Raw genomic sequence first — 21,429 nt, 5'->3', positions numbered from 1 at the left:
AAATTTTATCAGAAGATTTTTTTTGGTAGGTTTGCATTCATAAATTATATATGTTAGAAGGAAAAAAGAATATCACTCTATTAGACTCCCCGAGGAAAATTGTTATCACGACGCATCACAAGCCAGATGGTGATGCATTAGGCTCATCTCTAGGGCTTTCACAGTGGTTACGCGCGGCAGGACATGATGTATCTGTGGTAGTTTCTTCCGATTTTCCAACCTTTCTGGATTGGATGCCGGGTCGTGAGGAAGTGATCATTTTCCCCGACCAGCCGGATTTGGTTTATCGACTTTTTGACGAAGCGGAGATTATATTTTGCCTTGACTATAGCGCGCTATCGCGCACTAATATTTTAGAACCGGTAATTCGCGGTGCAGCCGGACAGAAATGGATGATTGATCATCATCTAGATCCAGAAGATTTTGCAGATCTGAGCTATTGGGATTCGCAAGCTGCTGCTACTGCGCAGTTAGTTTATCGATTTATTTGTGAAGAATTGGGCGGTAAAGCGAAATTGAACGCGGATATGGCGACCTGTTTGTACACCGGTATTATGACCGATACCGGTTCATTCCGATTCAAGGCGGCTAATGCTGAAGTTCATCGTATTATTGCGGATTTAATTGAGATTGGTGTGCGCAACTGGGAGATTCACCAACAGGTGTACAACAGCTCGACAGAAAACCGATTGAAGTTCTTAGGCTATTGTTTGTTAAATTGCTTGGAGGTGATTCCTGAGTACAATACAGCCATATTTGCCATCAGTAAAGATGACTTGAAGCAGTTTGCTATTACGACGGGCGACACCGAAGGTTTGGTAAACTATGCGCTATCCATAAAAGGTGTACGCTTAGCAGGATTATTTGTTGATAGAACCGAATTAATTAAGTTATCTTTGCGATCGATTGGAGAAATTCCCTGCAATGAGATCTGTAAAACCCATTTTAATGGGGGCGGACATTTAAACGCATCGGGAGGAAGCTCTAATGAAGATTTGCTAACCGTAGTGGAAAGATTTAAATCGATACTTCCGCAATACGCAGAAGTATTAACAAATTAACATAAAAATTATACATCCAAATACAAATGAAGAAGTCAATTCTATTTTTAACGGCAGTGGCCGCTCTTGCGATGACCTCATGCCAAAGCTTCAAAAAAGGCGACGGTGGGTTAGAGTACAAATTTATTAAAGAAGGAAGCGGTGAGAAAGCGACCACAGGTGATGTTTTGGCATTTAACCTGATCGTAGAAACAGATCGTGACTCGGTGTTGGCAAATACGTATGATATGGGATTGCCACAGGCGCAACCGATCATGCCAGATTCTACCTTGCAAGGATCGTATCCTGGAGATCCTAACAGCATCTTGCGCATGCTAGGTGAAGGTGATAGTGCTGTATTCCGTATCAACTTAGATACGATGGCCGCTCGCACAGGTCAACCTAAACCAGAGTTTGCAGACAAATACCTTCAATTCACTTTTAAAGTAGAGAAAGTATTCAAAAAAGGTGATTTAGCTGATTCTGTTTTATTTGAGCAAGTCAACAAATATTTCGAAGGCGAAATCGAAAAGATTAAAAATGCAGAAGAAGGCAAAATCAACTCTTACATCCAAAAAAATAAATTGGAGCCTAAGAAAACTGCTTCTGGTCTTCAGTATGTATTAAAAGAAGAAGGTGCTGGTAAATTAGCAGCTATTGGCGACACCGTAGTGTTGAACTACACGGGTTCTTTGGCAGCTAACAACAAAATATTCGATACAAACGATGCTGACTTAGCGAAGAAAAACAAGATTCATCAGCCAATGCGTACGTACGAGCCGATCCGTATTCGCGTAGGAAAAGATCCAGTGATCCAAGGTTGGACGGAAGGTTTGCAGTTATTGAAAAAAGGTAGCAAAGCGACTTTCATCATTCCTTCCAACTTAGGTTACGGTCAACAAGGATCAATGGGCGCTATTCCGCAATATGCACCATTGGTATTTGAAGTAGAGGTACTAGACATTATCGCTGGACCAAAAGAAGAAGAGGCGGTAGCTCCTGAGATGCCAGCTATGCAGGCACCGATCACACGATAAATTGATAAATTTTCAACAAAAAACGCGATTCTCTATGAGAATCGCGTTTTTTGTTTGTGATGAACTTTCCTTATCAATAAAATGCTAATTTTGGACATGAGTCAGCATAACGTTATCTTAACAGATACCCACACCCATATTTATTACCATGCTGGTAGTCCACAGTTAGACGAACATCTCAATCGTTGTTTTGAGCAAGATGTGCATCGGTTATTTCTACCGAATGTAGATGTAGCATCCATTACACCGGTGATGGAAACCGTAAAAGCGTATCCGCAGCACTGTTTTCCAATGTTAGGATTACATCCTTGCAGTGTCAAAGAAGATTATGTAGCGGATCTTGCTGCCATAGAAAAAGCGATTCAATCGCATAAAATATATGCCATTGGCGAGATTGGCATCGATCTGTATTGGGACAAAACAACGTTGGCGATTCAGCAAGATGCCTTTAGAACTCAGATTGGCTGGGCTAAGGCATTAGGTTTGCCGATTGATATCCATTGTCGAGAGGCATTCGACGAAGTCTTTGACATTCTAGAAGAGTTGAAAGACGATCAATTATTCGGAATTTTCCATTGCTTTACCGGCACATTAGAGCAAGCGCAACGTGCCATTGATCTCGGCTTTAAGCTCGGAATTGGTGGCGTAGTTACTTTCAAAAAAGCAGGATTGGACGCGGTAGTTAGCCAAGTATCTCTGCAACATATTGTTCTGGAAACCGATGCACCTTACCTCGCTCCAAGCCCATTTCGTGGCAAGGAAAATGAAAGCAGTTACCTTCGGTATGTAGCAGAAAAGGTGGCCGATCTGCATCAGATATCCATCGAAAAATTAGCGCAGATCACCACACAGAATTCAATAGACGTTTTCGGAATATAACAGCATATGAACAACATTTTCATCATATACACGGGTGGCACCATCGGGATGGTCAAAGATCCTAAAACAGGTTCTTTCGTGCCTTTTGATTTTGAGCTTATCGCCAACAATCTGCCCGACCTGAGTCGGCTAAACTACAAGATTACCGTGCATTCTTTTGATCCGATTATTGACTCGTCGGATATGAAAGAACATATCTGGGTGGAGATGGCCGAGATTATCCAAAAAAACTACGAATTGTATGATGGTTTTGTGATCTTACACGGCTCGGATACGATGTCTTTTTCGGCTTCTATCCTAAGCTTTATGCTCGAAGGTTTGCAAAAGCCCGTGATCTTATCAGGATCTCAATTGCCGATCGGCGAAATCCGAACTGATGCGCGAGAGAATTTGATGACGGCTTTGGAGATAGCGTCAGCAAAACGCGACGGACGCTCGATCGTACAAGAAGTGTGTATCTTATTTGATAATAAGCTATTTCGAGGCAATCGTTCTTTCAAGTATAATTCGGCCAAGTTCGAAGCATTTCGTTCGCCTAACTATCCGGTGCTTGCAGAAGCTGGAATTCACATTCAATATAACGAAGATGCCTTGTTGGACAACAGCGGACAGAACTTCATCATGCACACCAGCCTAGATAATCGCGTGGCGGTGCTAAAGCTTTTCCCAGGGATTAATCGGACTACTGTTCATCAGATTCTGCACTGTGGCGCGCGCGGAATTATCATGGAGACATTTGGAGCAGGCAATACCATGACAGATCAATGGTTTATCGATGAACTCAGCGAAGCCATTAATGCTGGGATTAATATCATTGATATTTCGCAATGTAAGGTTGGCTCTGTAGAAATGGGCAGATACGGCACCAGCGCCAAACTGAAAGGCATCGGCGTATTGAATGGCTATGATATGACTTTTGAAACAGCCATCACCAAATTGATGTATTTGCAAGGACATTTTACCGACCAAGCGGAGGTCGCCAAATATGTGGAACAACCTATTCGTGGCGAGCTTACGCAAAACGATTAAATAGTAAAGGCGCCCTCGGGGCGCCTTTACTATTTAATGTATCTTTTTAAGATTATTTATGACTTCTTGAGCCATTCATTGACTTGCTTGACCAATATGGGCAATGCCGGATAAACCATGCCATGATCGTAGCCGTCGAGTTCTAATAGCTTGATATTTTCATTGCCGACTATTTTCAGCATACGCGCTAAATAAGCATTCTCTTCGTAGCGGCCAACCATTTCCAAATCTCGGTCTCCTGTTATCAACGTAACAGGCGGCACATCATTGCGTACCCAGAAAAGTGGTGCATGTTTATCTATCGTTGGCTGATTGATCTCAATTCCCTGCTCCTGTCTCGCTGTGAAATGCGTAATCGCTTGGCAACTAAATGGTACTACGCCAAGCAAATCATCCACATTGATGGCATGATGTTGCAAATAACTTTTATTAAGCGTTATCATCATCGCCAAATATCCACCAGCACTATGTCCGGATAGCACAATTTTGTCTTTTGATCCACCAAGTTTTTCAATTTCCTCAAACACCCATTTGACGGATTGCGCAGCATCTTGAATAATAGTTTCCACCTGCACTTGTGGTGAGAATCGGTAGCCGACACCAACTACTGCCATTCCTTTTCCTTTCAAATAGTCTGGAATTTCTTTCTGTCCGCCTGTCAATCCACCACCATGAAACCATACGATGGTTGCAAAATCAGATTTCCCCTCCGGAATATATACATCCAGCAAACATTGTTGATTGGTGTATGCATCTTGGGATTGGCCGTAATAGGGTACATTTTGCTTCGCAAGCCCATCAGATTGAGCAGACAAGCTGGACGCGTATAAAAATAAGATCGTCGTAAGAAATGTGATTACATGTTTCATCATCCATTAAAACTACACATATTTTGATTAGATCCCAACCAATCCGTCCTCCAAAAAATAAAATGAAATTCGTATTTTTACAGAAGCTGGCAGGCTGATACTACTTACCCCGTTGACTATATTTTACCCTTAAGCAAATGAGTGACGAGATTAACAACACGAACGCGGAAAACCACGATGAACTTCCTGATGCCCAAAATGGGGAGTTAGCGAGCAATACTATTCCACTTTCTGGTCTTTATGAAAACTGGTTTTTGGACTACGCTTCGTATGTAATTCTGGATCGGGCAGTACCTCATATCAACGATGGTTTCAAACCGGTACAGCGTCGTATTTTACACTCGCTGCGCGAAATGGACGACGGACGGTATAACAAAGCCGCCAACGTGATTGGTAACACGATGAAGTATCACCCACACGGTGATGCGTCGATTGGTGATGCCATGGTTCAGATTGGGCAAAAAGATTTGCTGATCGATTGCCAAGGAAACTGGGGTGATCCCATTACAGGTGATTCGGCCGCCGCACCGCGTTATATTGAAGCGCGTTTGTCGAAGTTTGCCAACGATGTTGTTTTTAATCCTGACACCACCGAATGGCAATTGAGCTACGATGGTAGAAATAATGAACCGATTACGCTGCCGGTAAAATTTCCTTTATTGCTAGCGCAAGGTGCAGAAGGTATTGCCGTCGGTTTAGCGACGAAGATTATGCCGCACAATTTTGTGGAATTGATCGATGGCTGTATCCAAGCGCTACAAGGCGAACGACCAGACATTTATCCTGATTTCCCGACTGGCGGTATGGCCGATGTGTCGCTATACAACGAGGGAACGCGCGGTGGAAAAATTCGCGTACGCGCTAAGATTGAAGAGCGGGATAAGAAAACGCTTGCCATCACGGAGATTCCTTTTGGAACGACGACAGGCAGTTTGATCGACAGTGTGGTTGCTGCTAACGACAAAGGCAAGATTAAAATCAAAAAGATCGAAGATAATACAGCAGAGAACGTGGAGATTATCGTGCATCTGGCACCTGGCATTTCACCCGATATGACCATTGATGCGCTGTATGCTTTTACTTCCTGCGAAAATGCCATCTCACCGAATACCTGTGTGATTAAAGATAGCAGACCGCATTTTATGTCGGTCAATGATATCCTGATCGAAAATGCGAAGCAAACCAAGGCATTGCTCAAAAAGGAATTGGAAATTCGTTTGCACGAGTTGCAAGAAAAGATTTTCTTTAGCTCACTACTCAAAATCTTCATTGGGGAAGGCATGTACAAGAATAGCCAGTACGAGCAAGCGGGCGATTTCAAAACGGTGGTTGCTGTGCTCCATGACTTATTCACGCCATTCTTTGATCAGTTTTATCGGGAGATCACGAGCGACGATTACAAGCGCCTGATCGATAAGCCAATGAGTAGCATCACACGCTTTGATGTGGCCAAGGCCGATGAGCAAATGAAGAGCTTAGAAAATGAGATCAAAGAGGTAAAACGCCACCTTCGTGAATTGACCGCATATGCGATCCGTTGGTTCGAATACCTTCGGGAGAAATACGGTAAAGGCCGCGAACGTAAGACGGAGATCCGCATATTTGATAAAGTAGAGGCCGCTCAGGTCGCTTTAGCCAACGCAAAATTATATGTGAATCGCGAAGAAGGCTTCATCGGAACCAACATGAAAAAAGATGAGTTCGTATCCGAATGTTCGGATATCGATGATATCATCACCTTCCGCTCGGATGGTAAATATTCCATCAACAAGATTCAGGACAAAATATTTGTAGGTAAAGACATTATTCACGTGGCCGTTTTCAAAAAAGGCGACGATCGTACTACCTACAATGCCATTTACAAAGACGGTGCTTCAGGCATCAGCTATGTTAAGCGCTTCGCGGTTACGGGCGTTACGCGTGATAAGCCCTACGACATTAGTAAGGGAGCTAAAGGATCTAAAGTACTATACTTTACAGCGAACGCCAATGGCGAAGCAGAAGTAGTAAATATACAGCTACGACCGCATTCTCAGTTGAGAAAACTAAACTTTGACATTGATTTTGCGGAATTGGCGATCAAAGGTCGCGGATCGCAAGGAAACATTGTGAGTAAATATCCGATTAAGAAGATCACCTTTAAGAACGCTGGCGTGTCAACTTTGGCTGGACGGAAGATCTGGTATGACGCCACACTGCAGCGACTTAATGCGGATGAACGCGGCACGTATTTGGGGGAATTTGATGGTGCTGATAAGATTCTATTGGTGATGCCAGATGGCTCCTACGAATTATCGACCTTCGATCTCAACAACCATTTCGATGAGAAAATGATCCGCTTAGAGCGCTTCGCGCCAGATCATGTGTATACTGCGATTCAGCAAGATGGTAAAACGGGTACGTATTACGTGAAGCGCTTCAAGTTTGACGAAATACCTGTCGGAAAACGAGTGAAATTCATCAACGAAGAAGCCGGTTCACGACTGATATTATTGACCAATGGACTGGAACCAGTTGTTCGTCTGAATATTCTAAAAGGGAAATCGCAGACTCCAGAACAGTTCGAACAACTTTTACCAGAGATTATTGATGTCAAAGGTTTAAAAGCACAAGGAAATCGATTGTCTTTCCATAAGGTCGAGAACATCAAGCTCTTGACCGAGGAGATAGACCTATCTACGCTGACGCGAACAAAAACGGAAGCAGAACCAGCGGAAGCAATAACGACTGGAGAACAGCAAAAGCCCGCACCTGCGGAAAACAACGAAGTGAAACAAAATAGCGGTCCAACCATGGAGATCACCAATCCAGATGACATTAATCTGGATGAAGACGGACAGGTTTCGTTGTTTTAAAAAACTGTGATGTACTTTTCACTTCTATACAACAGGCTTATTTGTCCTGTTGTATAGAAGCCAATACCTCGGCAACGACAAAGGTACTCCCGCCCACAAAAATCAAATCGTTGGGCTGCCAAGCATCTACTGCCGCTTGATAAGCTGCTATAACTGTTTCGTGGCTAGCACCTTTTAAACCATATTGAGCAGCTAATTCTTGCAATACTTCGGCATTCATAGCACGTGGCAAAGCTGGCGCGCAAAAATGATAAAAAGCCTCTTTAGGCAGCAAAGGCAAGATATGACTGAGGTCCTTATCTTTCATCGCTCCGATTACGATTTGCAATTGTCGATAAGATGTGCGTTCAAGATTTTGTACGACTTGGCGCACGCCATCTTCATTGTGTCCGGTATCACAAATCACGTAGGGTACGGTTGAGATGGTTTGCCACCTACCCATCAATCCCGTACGCTGCTGCACTTGCTGTAAACCTATGCGAATATGCTCATCAGAAATCATAAAACCTCGTTTTTGCAATTCTTGAACAACACACAGCACTCCTTTTACGTTATGCACTTGATAAGAACCCATCAAATCCAGTTGTAGCTGCATCGAATGGTTCGCATCTGCAAGATTGATCGCATCGACGAGTTGATAGTTGCTTATAGATTCCGCAGCCGGTCTTATGTCCCACTGTTCTGATGCGAAGGTGATTGGCGCTTGCATAACCTGCGCCTGATTACGAAAAACATCTTGCGTTTCTACGTGCTTTTCCGATATCACTACAGGTATATTCTCTTTAATAATGCCTGCTTTTTCTGAAGCGATTAATGGAATAGCATCTCCTAACATATCCATATGATCCAGACCAATATTGGTGATCAAGGAAACGATAGGCTTAATAATATTGGTACTATCCAGCCGACCACCCAAACCCACTTCGATAATAGCAACATCGACATTTTGCTGCGCAAAATAATCGAAAGCCATCGCTACGGTAACTTCAAAAAAAGAAGGTTGGATTTCTTCGATAATGGCTTGATACTGTTGTACAAATTGGAGTACATACTGCTGGCTGACAGGAAGACCGTGCACACGTATGCGCTCTCTAAAATCCACGAGATGTGGTGAGGTGTACAAACCCGTTTTCAGTCCGGCAGTTTCTAGAATGGACGTGATCATGTGCGAAGAGGATCCTTTGCCATTCGTACCTGCCACGTGGATAGACTTGAAATGTTGTTGTGGATTGCCTAGATAATCACAAAGCCGGATGGTGCGCTCCAAACCTTTATTGATGGCCGAAGCGCCATCTCTTGTAAACATAGGCAATCGAGCATAGAGATACTCGATGGCCTGTGTATAGTTATTCATAAAAACGAAATGAAAGAATTATCTTACCTTGAACCGGAAGGTCACTTTACCGACTTGGCTATCGGGTGCGTTAGCCAGCGAATTCAATCTAGCATTTTCTACGGCTTGAATACATTTCTGCACTAAGCGATAATCGGCAATAGTAGTTTTAGATCCTTGGCGTGCGCGTACAATACGACCATTTTTGTCAACCGTAAATTCTACTTCAACAATGCCGACCGATTGTCCATCATCTTGTACATTTGGCGGAACATCCCAACGGCGATTGGAGAGTGAAAGCATCATATTGCCGAAACCAGAACCTCCTTCACCATAATTACTGGCCAAAGGATCACCTAGCTCCGAACCTTGATTACCTGGTGTGGAACCCGTACCATCGCCACCACCTTGACCACTATTTTTCTTGCCTTTAAATAGCGCATTTTGATTGACTGCCTGCGTCGCATTCTTTTTCTCTACCGTACTTTGCTCCGCATTGTTCTGCTTTGGCTTTTCGGTTTTTGTGATCGCTGGCGCATCGTCTACATCTTGTGTTGCGATCGATTTTTCAGCCACTTGTTGCGTTGGCGTGGGAATTGGTGTGGTATTAGGGTCGATTTTATCAGGTCGTACCTCGTTAGCATTTTCATCTACGGATGGTTCATCAACGCTCATATAATCGTCGCCCATCCCTTCTGGAGACGTACCGTAGTTCACCACAATACCACCCATACCATATTCAGGAATTTCTTGACCAAATACAATAAAAAAACCAATCGCCAACAAACCGGCCATCACCAAACTGGATATGCCCAATGCCTTCGGCATATTGTTCTCTTCCATACGTTGTTGGTGGTACTGCATATTTTGTTATTCTTTATGGTCTATAGACCAGACCGTATGCTAATTGTTTAAAATCTAACCGAAAAATATTAATTGTTTTTCGGCTCTGTTGCCAGTACTAGTTTAACGCGCAAGCGATTGGCTACATCCATTACGGAGATCACGTTTTGAATCGGCACCGTGCTATCTGCATACAGCATAATGGTCAACTCTTCGCCCGTTGCCAAGTTATTTTGGATGTATCCTTCCAAGCTTTCTAGCGGCACAGCTTGCTTATCTACGTGGTAGACTAGATCACTTGTGATGGAGATCGTCATGGTTTTCTTGGCCACGGATTGCTCACCAGCACTTGATCGCGGCAACAATAATTTTACCACTTGAGGATTCGCCACGGCAGACGCTAGCAAGAAGAATAACATCAAGAAGAACATGATGTCATTCAGTGCTGCTGTGTGCACCTCTGCCGTAGGCTTATTTCTTTTATTTCTTAAATTCATCTGAGATTAAGTGTTTTGAGCGAGAATTATGATCCCGGCTCGTCCAACAAATCGATAAATTCAATAGCATCTGTTTCCATACGAAGGATCACGCGCTCTACCATCATATTTAAAATGTGATAGCCGATGTATGCTAAGATACCAATAGTCAATCCCGAAGCAGATGCAATCATCTTCACATACAAACCTCCAGAAACGGAACCGATGTCGATACCGCCCGCAATTTCCACATCACGGAAAATCTGAATGACTCCGAAGATCGTACCAACGAAACCAAGCATCGGTGCTATACCGGCTACAATACCAAGTACATTGATGTTTTTCTCCAAACGAGCTACTTCTAATTTACCTTGATTCTCAATCGCTCCCTCAATATCTTTGATCGGACGGCCAACACGGGTAAGCCCCTTTTGTAACATCCGCGATAACGCTGAATTACTTGAACGACAAACCGCGATAGCGGAGTCTAGTTTTCCAGATAATACATTTGATTTTACTTGCGGTAACAATCCAGTCTCACGTCTAGATGCCTTACGAATCGTTATGTAGCGCTCTACGAAGATCACCAAGCCGATAAAAAACAGAAGGGCTATAGGCACCATTATCCACCCTCCTCTCATCAACAACTCAAGAAGGTTCGTATCTTCTTGTACTGGAGCTAAATTCACTGTTTGTTGCATCTGGCTTACAGAATCTACCGGGTATGCTTGTAAAAGTAATGACATCATGTGATTAAGATATACTTGTTTTTTTGTGTATTCAATTTATTTTTTGACCGCCTTATGCCACGCATCTGCGACGAAGTCTTTGCGTACTAAGCGTAATGCCGAATCTGCTTTTTCCTTGGAAACATATGAGTCCCAAATAACTGTCGCTGGACTATCTGTACCTCTACCAGGAATCAAACGCACACGCGGCTGCCCTTTTTTATTAAACTCGGCGACCATTTCCTGCGCATCGTCCAATGGCAAACGCGAACCAATAACGATATACCAATGGTGATTTGCCGGAATTATTGGCTGAATAGCAGCACCCGAAGGCGGCGTTACTGCTGTCTGCGTCGTTCTATTTGCCGTATCTGGTCGTTCCTGCAATACAGACGATGTGTCTACCACATCTGTCGTAGCAGCCGGAATACGATATTCATCTTCATTTATCTGATAAGGAACATCCATTTCGTCCTCTCCATCAAGTTCGCTTACGTTAGAATACAGAGACACCGGACGTGTTACATACCACAATGCACCAATTATAGATAAGGCAACCACAGCGGCAAGGATATACCAGATCTTTTGCGAGCGATTGTTATCTTCTACGTATTCGCTAGCATAGGTGTAATCCGGCTCTTCATTGTTTGGAATTAGTGTTGGCGGTATACTACTTTCTTGCACTTCTCCATATCTATTTGCCTGATATTTATTTTGTATCAGTGGTGGAGCTTCTTGCACAAGAGCATCTCTGCGAGGACCATCTGATACAGCCTCCATTTCCGTAGGTTCATCGACTGGAACTTTTGTTTCTTCTTTCGCTTCGACTTCCTCTACATCCTTTTCATCTATATTTTTCCGCTCAGCTACATCAGTCTCTTCCAGAGAAGGTACTGGCTCAACAGGAACGGCCGCAGTCGGCTCGACATCCTCGATTACCTCAACCTCTTCTTTCGAAATTTTCGATTCAGATTCAGTTTTCTCAACCACATCACCTAGTAATTCAGGCGCATCGACATGCGATTTCCACACCTCATCTGCAGGAGATGGTTCTACGAGCGTGATTCCTTGATTAATTGGCTCTTCTTCAGTCAACGTTACTGTTTCTTCGAGCGGAATTGGAGCGACCTCTTCTTCGAGATGATGCTCTTCTGGAGCAGGTTCGTCGACATTTGGTGAGATCTCGACTTCTTCTACTCTATTTTCCGGTTCTACATTTGCATCAGCGATTTCCTCTGAATCGTTTAATTCAGCAGCCGACTCCTCTTTCGGAGTAACGGGTACAACTGGCTCTTCTACCGTTTCCGTTTTCCGTACCGGTTGTTCAATATTAGATATCGGCTCAAATACAAAACTTGATAAATCGATGGCACGAAATACATAGCCATCTCCATAGGTCAATAGATCACCTAGTTGAGGAATATGCGCTTTGCCGTGTTCATTGATGTTAGAAACGATGAATGCAACTTCTCGCGCGACCAATTCTTGCGCATCGGTACGGGAAATTTCATTTTCCTGACGAAGGTACTCTGCCAGATCTAAACCGTCTTGATAACGATCGTCAAATTCTACGTAATCAATGGGAGGCAAGAATACATTATGTTGCTCATCAAATGATGATGCCTGATGTACTTTTTTAAATGCACCAAGTCCATGCACATTCACGCTTGGATAATGTTTGAGTACCTGTTGTATTTTCTTGCCTAAGTCCATAGTGATGATGGGATTAAAACACAAATTTAGTTGAAAGAATCAATTAAAACGAAAAATTGAGTCCACCAATCACGTTAAATCCTAATCTTGGGTAATATAAGTAACGTTGATACTCGTTATTTAGCATATTATTTGCTTTCACAAAAATACCTAACTGCTTTGTTGCTTTATATTCTGCTCCAGCGCTAAGATCTAAAAACGATGGTATACTTTGTACCGTAGGTGCACTCGGATCGATCGCTACACCACTAGAATTGTAGGCAAACGCACGTGCAGAAGTTTGTCCGTGGAACAAGGCTTCGGCATCAATATATAATTTTTCCGAGATGTTGAAACGCGCATTCGCTGTCAAGCGGATATTTGGCGTATGCCAAGTTTCTGCCTGATAGGCCATGGTATAATTATCAATATTCAATCGACCACCTAAGTTAACGGCTTCAGAAACGCGAATGTTGATCTCGCCTTCTACACCAATATGTTTTACCGATTCGTCGCCATCGCCATCATACACTAAATCAAATTGGAATGGATTGACCATGTTGTTTACAAACAATGGCATACCTTCTAATTGACGATAGAATGCTTTGGCTTTCCAACCAAATGTAGCACCAGCATTTCCTTTGATACCACCATAAGCGTGCATACGTTCAATGGTGTTTTGTATTGTAACACCTGATGCCAAAAATGGATTTTGACGGGCGAACTCGCGATATGATCCACGCTCTACTCCACCGGTGACACCACCAAAAATGTAGAAGTACTCGGGTACTAAAGAGAAATCTATTTCTGCTTTTGGAAAGATATTAAATGAAGATTGGTCACCAAACTCCGATACCAAGTTGGCACCTAATTGAATCGTGTAATTAGCCCCTTTGAAGCTAATATATGGATTAGCGGAAGCGACAGAATTACTCACGCCTGATGCGCCGAGTATATTCATTGCACCTTCCACATTATTTATATCTACCGCTACATTCGCTCCCACGTTAAACGTGCGCACGCGTTTGTTCAAATAACCCGCTAAGGCAAATGAATTCTCCCGCGCATCGTAGCGATCCGAAAACGTATAGGCATCGGTCTTGAGTGAAAAACTCAATGCATCTTCATCTTCTGGATCGAAGTTGCTGACCATTTCACCTGTAAGGTACAGGTCATTGAAGACTTGCCCTTCGCGAGATGGATTTAACGATGCACCATTTTGATCTACTGGAATACCGTAAAAGTTTGTACCCAGACGATTGTAACCAATCTGTCCGTCTATAGTTAAAGCAGGAAAAATACGTCTACCAAAAGCACCAACTTCTTGGCGGCTGAAGCGCTGGTCATCTAGACTACCTTTTTGATTGAGGTGCTTGACGAAACCGCCAAATCGAATATCTTCGTAATCTTCTACCGCGAAGTATGCTTCGCCCATGATGGTTCCTAAATTACCAACACCTGCTTTTACATAATTGCTATAGGTATCGCGCGAGCGAATGAAAGGCGTTTCCATGATTTTCAACTCGCTCAATCCCGTATTGATATCCAATTTCTTATCAGGCACATTACCATACGTTAGGCGTGGCATGTATTCTCTTTTATTGGACATATCCGGACTACGGCGAATTTTGACCGCGTCGGCTAGTAATGGCCGATAGTCCCGAACGATTACAAATGAATCGATGGCAACTGGTTTTTCCGTTTCTTCGCGTTGTTGAGCAGCTGCTTCAAAACTGACACCAGTAAGCATCGCCAAAAACGCTGTTTGCGTAAGTATCTTCTGAAATTTCATCTTCACTACCCTAATCTTATTTAATTTTCTGCAATAACTCCTTCGCCTCTTTCACAACGCCATCTTTATCGTTATCGTAGTTATCGATCACGCTCTCCAAGGTTGCTTTAGCCTGAAAGTTGTCTCCTTTTCCTCGGTATGCTTCCGCCATAGTGATAAAACCTTTGGCTACCCAGTATTCGAAAGAAGAGAATTTATCTCCAATTTCCATCGCCGTCTGGATGGCTTTATCCCATTGCTTGCTTTGTACTTGCTGTTTGGCGATCAGGTAACGGGCTTCTGCACCGGTCTCTGTTTTTGATTTTGTGGCAGCTGAGCTTAGTTCTTTGGTTGCATCAGCCGCTTTATTTGTCGCCTGATATGCCTTTGCAGCATATAAGTGTGCTTTCGCTATCTCTTCTTCCGATGATTTTTCATATCCTTTGATGATGTTAGCGTAGGTCAACGTTTCCACATAATCATTGATATTGAAATAACTCACCATCAAATTGTTGATCGCCCAACCGTAGTTTTCTTTGTATTCGGAAGTCAACTCCAGTTTTTTCAATACCTGAACGGCCTCATTGTACGCTTTGTTACGTAAGTGCAAGCGAGCTACACTCAATAAGGTACGCTCGGTGTATGCACTGGTCCAATCATTCATGATGATATTGAAGTCGTGCAATGCTTCGGTATCCTTACGCAATTGCGCATAACTTTCGCCGCGAATAAATCGCGCATGTTTCTCATTAATCGGTTTTGGAAACTTATCGAAGTACGCATTTACGGCTTCGACAGCACCTTGCCAGTTACCGCGATCAAATAAAGTACGTGCTACTGCAAAAGTATGTCCATCTTGCTCCGCTTTGCTCAGATCACCAATATTAGTGCTGGTCGCATAGCGAATGTAACCCGATGCATCATTCTTATCCAAATAGATGTTCTCGATGGAAGCTAAGGATTGTTTCGCTTCGTCAGTAGTCGGGTATTGACTGACCACACGTTGAAATGTCGCTAAAGCAGCATCTCGATTGTCTTGATTGTATTGCACTAAGCCAATCGTGACTAAAGCGCGTGGCACATAGCTACTGCGTGGATATTGCTCTACCATTTTTTGCAGACCCGTGATCGCTTGATCGTATTGGTCTAGCAAGAAATAAGTGTATGGAATTTCAAAAGCGACGTCGTCCGCATAGTTAGAGTTCGGAAACTTCTGAACAACGGAATTTAGTGTGGCAATTTTTGCTTGGCTGTTACCTTGCAAACCTTGGATAATGCCGCGTTGGAATAATGCATAATCTTGGCTTTGTGCACCAGAGCTGATGAGGCGATCGTAATACGACATCGCACGAGCATAATTTTTCGTACCAAAGTAAGAATCGGCTGCACGCGCTATCGCGTCGTTACGTGTGTTGGCATCTACTCCATCGCGCGCAGCGCCTGATAGGAAACGCTCAAAATAATTGGCTGCTGTACTGTAGTTGTCGTTGCGGAAGGCAGCATATGCTAATGCGTAATTCGCATAATGGTATACATCCGTTTTGCGCGCTGCTGGCAACTGCAAGAACTTGTTGAAGTTCGCCGTTGCTTCTTTGTACTTGCGCACTTCGTACATGGCTTCAGCTTTCCAATAAGTAGACAGCGCGTAGATTTCTTCATCGTAGCGGTTTTCTTCCGAGCGCATGAACATAGAGATACCATTCTCAAAAGCGCGCTCGTTGTAGTATTCCAAACCGCGGTAATACGTTACTTTTTGATAAGCTGCTTTTGCTTCACGGCTGCTGCGATTGATTCCTTCCAGTACATCTACCGCTGCTCGGTAGTTTTTAGTGCCTAAAAGCACTTCTGCCAACAATGTTTTTGCTTCTTCACTGCGTGTTGAACTTGGATAAGTCTGTAGGTATTCCTGAACAGCATCTAAAGCCACCTGGTGAAACTCCAATTCGTACGATAATTTCGCGTAATTGAATAGACCTTCCTCTTTCAATTGCGGATCGAAGTCCAATTTAGAAGCACGGAAGAAGGCGTTTCGAGCACTTTGTTTATTGTTTGTTTTGATGAATGAATCACCTAAGGTAATCATGGCACTTTGGTAGTAGGCATCTGGTTCATCCAGTTTTTCCAACTCCGCAATAGCGCGCTCGTAATTTCCCAGCTTGTAGTTGATATAACCGATCTGGTAGCTATCCTGATTGTTCTGGGTTTTGCCTTGATCAGCTGCTTGAAAACGATCATAATACTGCTTAGATTTATCTAAATCACCTTTGATGAAATAGGTTGCCGCTACGATGCGGAACATATCTGTTTCGCTCTCTTGTTTTGTGTTTTTTAAGATGGGTAAGGCATAAGCCAATACTTCATCATAGCGCTTATCTAAGAAGTAAAGAGCGGTAATGTAGTATGGATAACTGTTCTCATAGGTTTTCGAACCTTTCAAACGTTCGAATTCATTTAGCGCTGTCTTATATTCTGCATCTAAATAACTCAAGTAAGCATGATAATAAATAGATGCTTCTTGATAAGATGAATTACGATCTTTCAGATCTGCAAATACAGGCTTTGCCGCCTCGTAATCTTTGGTCATGAAGCGCGCATACGCTAATTTGAAGCGATACTCGGTCGCCTCTGCGCCGGCTAAGCTTTTACTATCTATACGTGTAAACCACTCAATCGCTTTTTCAAACTCTTGTCTGGTATAATAGAATTTACCAATCTGGAAATTGGCAGCTTTGGAATTAGCACTTGAAGGAAAATCACGGATATATTTTAAGAACAAGCTTTCCGCATTGCTCTCTTCTAATTCCAAAGCACACACCGCTTGGTAGTAGCGAATGTTTTCCTTTAATAAGGTCAATTCCTGCGTTTCATCCAACTGCAAGGTAGATTTAGTACGTACGCTCTCTGCCCGATCAAACTGCTTTGCTGCGGAGCTGAATTTTCCGCGCTCATACAGTTCCAGACCTGACTTGTATGCGTTATTCACATCTTGCCAAGCCGTTTGCTGAGCGACTGCAGTCGTCCCCATCAAGCATAAAGCCACCCCAACTTGATATATCTTATTGTACATATAAACGAATTCTACTATTTATTGGATAATGTTTTTCCACCATCATTTCGGTTTGTCGATCTCAGCTTTACATGCCATATTGGCCAACAGATTCCTTCAACATACGAAAATAGAAGTTACCCTTAAAGTTTTCCTCAAAAGTTATTAACATTGGTGCATAAACACCGTATTTAACGATACTTTAACAAAATTCCCAGCAGTTGTGGAATATTTCGCTTCGGCGAATCTGATGTAATTTTAACCGCGTTTGCCAGCTAATAAGTAAAGAACCGCCATACGAACAGCTACGCCATTTTCCACTTGATCCAAAATAATGGAATGCGCACTGTCGGCGACATCAGATGTAATCTCCACACCACGATTTATTGGCCCTGGGTGCATGATGACAATCTCTTTGTCTAGGCTATCTAAGATTTGCTTGTTCAAACCGTATAACATAGAATATTCCCGTAGTGATGGGAAGTAAGCAATGTCTTGACGCTCTAATTGGATACGCAGCATATTGGCGACATCGCACCAATTCAGCGCCTTCATCAAATCATGTTCTACTTTAACACCAAGCGCACTGATGTATTTGGGGATTAAGGTTGTCGGCCCGCACACCATGACTTCAGCACCTTGCTTTTGCAAACAAAGAATATTAGACAAGGCAACTCTAGAGTGCAATACATCACCAATAATGGCGACTTTTTTACCTGCCAAATCGCCTAATCGCTCACGAATAGAGAAGGAATCTAACAAAGCTTGAGTCGGATGTTCGTGCGCGCCGTCGCCTGCATTTACGATTTGAGCGTTGATGTGTCGACTCAAGAATACGCCTGCACCAGCATAAGGATGTCGCATCACAATCATGTCGACTTTCATCGCCAGAATATTATTGACGGTGTCAATCAGTGTTTCGCCCTTACTGACGGACGATGAGGAAGCCGCAAAATTGATGGTATCCGCCGAAAGGCGTTTCTCCGCCAATTCAAATGATAACCGAGTTCGAGTAGAGTTTTCGAAGAATACATTGGCGATCGTGATATCCCGTAAAGAAGGAACTTTCTTAATCGGCCGATTCAATACATCCTTGAAGTTAGAGGCTGTATCGAGGATCAATTGTATATCTTGTTCGTTAAGATCTTTTATACCTAATAGGTGACGTGTGCTGAGTTGTTCTGTGCTTGACATGTGCTATATGGATCTGTATTCTCTTTATTTTTCTTCTGTGATCAAAACGATGCTATCTTCCTGATCGGTTTCTTTCCAACTTACAATGACTTTTTGCGCGTCAATAGAATCTACTTGCATACCGATGTAATCTGGTTCGATGGGTAGTTGACGGGAGAATCGACGATCGACTAACACCATCAACTCGATCTTCTTCGGTCGGCCGAATGTTTGGATAGCGTCCATAGCGGAGCGTATCGTACGCCCTGTCCAAAGTACATCGTCAACAAAAACGACCACTTTATCATCTACCAAAAATTCGATATCGGTACGACTTGCCTGCAAAGGGCTGGATCCCTTCATCCGAAAATCATCGCGGTGAAAGGTAATATCTAAGGCACCGGTTTGCACATCTGCACCCGAAATCGTCTTGATTTCTTGGCGAAGTCGGTTCGCCATATATGGCCCACGTGGTTGTACACCGATGATCACTGTATCGCTAAAATCACCGTGGTTTTCTATGAGCTGCTGACACAAACGCTTGAGCGTAATCTCAAACTTAGGTCCGTCTAAAAGCAAAGATTGTTTCATATGTATATGCTCGTCTTGCACCGCTGGATGCACTTCTGCTCTGATCGCTCTATGAAGCTACGGGCAGGCATCCTGTTATCGGATTTGTTTAGGCAAACTTAGCCATTTTTTTGAAAAGACCTTGCGGTCTTAGGGTATACAAAAACAGCTTCGGTAAGGAAGCTGTTTATTTTATATTTAATACAATTACTAATCGACGTTGTCGTGTAGAAATGAATTGTTAGGTCTGATTTCGGTTTCGCCACTATCAAATGATAGGGTGAAACGAGACACTTGCGACTGTGAAGAATGCGGCACATCATCTAATGATTTTTGCTTTCTTTTGTATGCTGGCTCATTTTCCATCTCTTGCAAACCATTCGTCGAGCGCAATTTCATACTCAACTCTTTCAAGCGAAGAATGCGCTCTTTCGTTTTCATCAATTGATCTTCGAAATTGGCTTCTTCTACTTTAGCTTCTTCTAAAGCAGCTGGTGTAGCTATCGTATTGCTAGGTGCAGTATAGTTATTTGCTGACTGCTGATAAGCAGGTTGCGAAGGCTCTTGCGCGCCTAATGATTGTGGTTGTTGGTACGAATCAAAAACCGTAGGCACTTTGAATTCAAACATCGAAGGAGATGTTTTCAATTCAAAACCATGATTATCTTGAGGTTCTTGCTCTTCTACTTCTTGTTCATTTAGATCTAAGGTATGACGCACTACATGTGCTTCCTGATCTGCATGACGTGTAGGCTGCGCTTGAGGCTGTTGCACTGCCGAAGGCTGACTTACTGGCGTCGAAGCAAATGATCTGTTAGTCGGGTTTGCCGTAAATAGATCGGTTTGTTGAATAGGCTGCTCAAATGCTGTATTGGTAACTCCAACTGGTTTTACCACGGGCTCTGGATAAGTTTGCTTGTCCGCAAACTGATTCTGAGAAACTGGTTTTACAAAAGCGGACTTAGACTCTTCCGGAGTTAAGCGATGTGCAATCTTTTCCTTCTCTTTATCTTTTACGCGTTCCTCTGTGGTTTGGAAACCGGTAGCGATGATGGTAACAGAAAGGTCGTCGCCCATATTTTCATCAATACAGTTACCCCAGATTAGATCGGCCGATAAGCCTGCTTTTTCCTGAATGTAATCGGTAATGATAGACACTTCGTCCATCGTTACTTCTTTCGATCCAGAAGTAATATTTAATAAGATATAACGTGCACCTTCAATCTCATTATCTTTCAATAATGGCGAAGCTAATGCACCAGTTACGGCTTGCAAAGCGCGCTCGTCGCCATTGGCAACCGCATTACCCATGATAGCGACACCGCTATCATTCATCACCGTACGCACATCTTTAAAATCGACGTTTACATAACCTGGAATGGTAATAATCTCGGCAATACCTTTAGCAGCTGTGGTCAAGATATCATCTGCTTTCGCAAACGCAGCAGTCATCGTTAGGTTGCCGAAGATTTCACGCAATCTATCGTTAGAAATTACTAAGTAAGAATCCACGTATTTACGCAATTCACCTAATCCTTCTTCTGCCTGCGATTTACGGCGCTTACCTTCAAAAGTAAATGGTGTTGTGATGATGGCTACCGTCAAAATTCCCATTTCTTTGGCTGCTTTTGCCAACACGGGACTTGCACCTGTACCTGTACCACCACCCATTCCTGCTGTGATAAACAACATTTTGGTATTGGTACCCAACATACGTTTGATATCTTCGATACTTTCTATAGCAGAGTTTTCGCCCACATCAGGATCTGCTCCTGCTCCCATTCCTTCGGTCAAGCTGGCGCCCAACTGAACTTTATTAGGGATTGGACTCAACTCCAATGCTTGTGCATCCGTATTACATATAATAAAATCTACCCCACTAATCCCAGCTTTATACATGTGGTTTACGGCATTACCACCACCGCCACCTACACCAACTACTTTGATGATAGACGACTGCTCTTTTAACATTTCAAATTGTATCGACATATCTTATACCTATTATACTTTAAATCAACCTATTGCAAAGACGAATTTGACCCTCTAATTCTAACGTAATATTAACAAATTATCCACAAGAGTTTTCCA

The 21,429-nt window shown here is 43.0% G+C and carries 16 protein-coding genes; 5 read left to right on the top strand and 11 right to left on the bottom strand.

The features are described from left to right. The first annotated feature begins 50 nt into the window (after positions 1-50). The 4 genes from DC487_RS16560 to DC487_RS16545 all read left to right on the top strand — a co-directional run bounded on the left by DC487_RS16560 (position 51) and on the right by DC487_RS16545 (position 3,985). Positions 51-1,061: a DHH family phosphoesterase gene (locus tag DC487_RS16560; RefSeq protein WP_116777085.1), complete on the top strand. Its 1,011-nt coding sequence runs from the start codon at positions 51-53 to the stop codon at positions 1,059-1,061. 26 nt (positions 1,062-1,087) lie between these two features. Next, a complete protein-coding gene (locus DC487_RS16555; protein ID WP_116777084.1) occupies positions 1,088-2,077 on the top strand; it encodes an FKBP-type peptidyl-prolyl cis-trans isomerase in 990 nt (329 codons plus the stop codon). 96 nt (positions 2,078-2,173) lie between these two features. Further along, positions 2,174-2,956: a TatD family hydrolase gene (locus DC487_RS16550; RefSeq protein WP_116777114.1), complete on the top strand. Its 783-nt coding sequence runs from the start codon at positions 2,174-2,176 to the stop codon at positions 2,954-2,956. 6 nt (positions 2,957-2,962) lie between these two features. Next, positions 2,963-3,985, top strand: coding sequence for an asparaginase (locus tag DC487_RS16545; RefSeq protein WP_116777083.1), 1,023 nt, complete (start codon positions 2,963-2,965; stop codon positions 3,983-3,985). A 56-nt stretch (positions 3,986-4,041) separates the two neighbouring features. Here the strand turns inward: DC487_RS16545 and DC487_RS16540 are convergent, their stop codons facing one another. Beyond that, on the bottom strand, positions 4,042-4,857 hold the full coding sequence (locus tag DC487_RS16540; protein WP_239016412.1) for an alpha/beta hydrolase: 816 nt from the start codon (positions 4,855-4,857) through the stop codon (positions 4,042-4,044). A 134-nt stretch (positions 4,858-4,991) separates the two neighbouring features. On the opposite strand from DC487_RS16540, the gene DC487_RS16535 reads away from it, so the two are divergent. Then, the gene (locus DC487_RS16535) at positions 4,992-7,709 is read left to right on the top strand and encodes a DNA gyrase/topoisomerase IV subunit A (protein ID WP_116777082.1); all 2,718 of its coding nucleotides are present in this window, start codon (positions 4,992-4,994) and stop codon (positions 7,707-7,709) included. A gap of 37 nt (positions 7,710-7,746) precedes the next feature. Here the strand turns inward: DC487_RS16535 and DC487_RS16530 are convergent, their stop codons facing one another. The 10 genes from DC487_RS16530 to ftsZ all read right to left on the bottom strand — a co-directional run bounded on the left by DC487_RS16530 (position 7,747) and on the right by ftsZ (position 21,330). Further along, positions 7,747-9,063 (bottom strand): bifunctional folylpolyglutamate synthase/dihydrofolate synthase, encoded by a 1,317-nt coding sequence (locus tag DC487_RS16530; RefSeq protein ID WP_116777081.1) that lies wholly within the window; start codon positions 9,061-9,063, stop codon positions 7,747-7,749. Between the two features lie 18 nt (positions 9,064-9,081). After that, positions 9,082-9,906: an energy transducer TonB family protein gene (locus DC487_RS16525; RefSeq protein WP_116777080.1), complete on the bottom strand. Its 825-nt coding sequence runs from the start codon at positions 9,904-9,906 to the stop codon at positions 9,082-9,084. A 68-nt stretch (positions 9,907-9,974) separates the two neighbouring features. Continuing rightward, positions 9,975-10,382 carry an ExbD/TolR family protein gene (locus DC487_RS16520; protein ID WP_066755546.1) on the bottom strand — a complete coding sequence of 136 codons (408 nt, stop codon included), beginning with the start codon at positions 10,380-10,382 and terminating at the stop codon, positions 9,975-9,977. 26 nt (positions 10,383-10,408) lie between these two features. Then, entirely contained in the window at positions 10,409-11,107 is a 699-nt protein-coding gene (locus tag DC487_RS16515) for a MotA/TolQ/ExbB proton channel family protein (RefSeq protein ID WP_116777079.1), read from the bottom strand. 39 nt (positions 11,108-11,146) lie between these two features. Beyond that, complete coding sequence (locus DC487_RS16510; RefSeq protein WP_116777078.1) at positions 11,147-12,802, bottom strand: HU domain-containing protein; 1,656 nt, start codon at positions 12,800-12,802, stop codon at positions 11,147-11,149. A 43-nt stretch (positions 12,803-12,845) separates the two neighbouring features. Then, positions 12,846-14,573, bottom strand: a complete 1,728-nt coding sequence (locus tag DC487_RS16505) for a TonB-dependent receptor (RefSeq protein ID WP_116777077.1) — start codon at positions 14,571-14,573, stop codon at positions 12,846-12,848. A 16-nt stretch (positions 14,574-14,589) separates the two neighbouring features. Next, positions 14,590-17,619, bottom strand: coding sequence for a tetratricopeptide repeat protein (locus DC487_RS16500; RefSeq protein WP_116777076.1), 3,030 nt, complete (start codon positions 17,617-17,619; stop codon positions 14,590-14,592). Between the two features lie 237 nt (positions 17,620-17,856). Next, entirely contained in the window at positions 17,857-18,792 is a 936-nt protein-coding gene (locus tag DC487_RS16495) for an aspartate carbamoyltransferase catalytic subunit (protein ID WP_116777075.1), read from the bottom strand. A gap of 24 nt (positions 18,793-18,816) precedes the next feature. After that, positions 18,817-19,362 (bottom strand): bifunctional pyr operon transcriptional regulator/uracil phosphoribosyltransferase PyrR, encoded by a 546-nt coding sequence (gene pyrR, locus DC487_RS16490; protein ID WP_116777112.1) that lies wholly within the window; start codon positions 19,360-19,362, stop codon positions 18,817-18,819. Positions 19,363-19,551: 189 nt separating this feature from the next. Further along, positions 19,552-21,330, bottom strand: coding sequence for a cell division protein FtsZ (gene ftsZ, locus DC487_RS16485; protein WP_116777074.1), 1,779 nt, complete (start codon positions 21,328-21,330; stop codon positions 19,552-19,554). Positions 21,331-21,429 lie beyond the last annotated feature (99 nt).

Source organism: Sphingobacterium corticibacter, from assembly GCF_003076635.1.
GTDB lineage: Bacteria > Bacteroidota > Bacteroidia > Sphingobacteriales > Sphingobacteriaceae > Sphingobacterium > Sphingobacterium corticibacter.
This window is presented reverse-complemented; position numbering and strand designations above follow the sequence as displayed.

Coding starts and splice junctions, on each gene's coding strand:
- DC487_RS16540 (WP_239016412.1), bottom strand. CDS start 4,857: ATGATGAAACATGTAATCACATTTCTTACGACGATCTTATTTTTATAC.
- DC487_RS16515 (WP_116777079.1), bottom strand. CDS start 11,107: ATGTCATTACTTTTACAAGCATACCCGGTAGATTCTGTAAGCCAGATG.
- pyrR (WP_116777112.1), bottom strand. CDS start 19,362: ATGAAACAATCTTTGCTTTTAGACGGACCTAAGTTTGAGATTACGCTC.
- DC487_RS16505 (WP_116777077.1), bottom strand. CDS start 14,573: ATGAAATTTCAGAAGATACTTACGCAAACAGCGTTTTTGGCGATGCTT.
- DC487_RS16550 (WP_116777114.1), top strand. CDS start 2,174: ATGAGTCAGCATAACGTTATCTTAACAGATACCCACACCCATATTTAT.
- DC487_RS16495 (WP_116777075.1), bottom strand. CDS start 18,792: ATGTCAAGCACAGAACAACTCAGCACACGTCACCTATTAGGTATAAAA.
- DC487_RS16530 (WP_116777081.1), bottom strand. CDS start 9,063: ATGAATAACTATACACAGGCCATCGAGTATCTCTATGCTCGATTGCCT.
- DC487_RS16525 (WP_116777080.1), bottom strand. CDS start 9,906: ATGCAGTACCACCAACAACGTATGGAAGAGAACAATATGCCGAAGGCA.
- DC487_RS16560 (WP_116777085.1), top strand. CDS start 51: ATGTTAGAAGGAAAAAAGAATATCACTCTATTAGACTCCCCGAGGAAA.
- DC487_RS16500 (WP_116777076.1), bottom strand. CDS start 17,619: ATGTACAATAAGATATATCAAGTTGGGGTGGCTTTATGCTTGATGGGG.
- ftsZ (WP_116777074.1), bottom strand. CDS start 21,330: ATGTCGATACAATTTGAAATGTTAAAAGAGCAGTCGTCTATCATCAAA.
- DC487_RS16555 (WP_116777084.1), top strand. CDS start 1,088: ATGAAGAAGTCAATTCTATTTTTAACGGCAGTGGCCGCTCTTGCGATG.
- DC487_RS16520 (WP_066755546.1), bottom strand. CDS start 10,382: ATGAATTTAAGAAATAAAAGAAATAAGCCTACGGCAGAGGTGCACACA.
- DC487_RS16535 (WP_116777082.1), top strand. CDS start 4,992: ATGAGTGACGAGATTAACAACACGAACGCGGAAAACCACGATGAACTT.
- DC487_RS16510 (WP_116777078.1), bottom strand. CDS start 12,802: ATGGACTTAGGCAAGAAAATACAACAGGTACTCAAACATTATCCAAGC.
- DC487_RS16545 (WP_116777083.1), top strand. CDS start 2,963: ATGAACAACATTTTCATCATATACACGGGTGGCACCATCGGGATGGTC.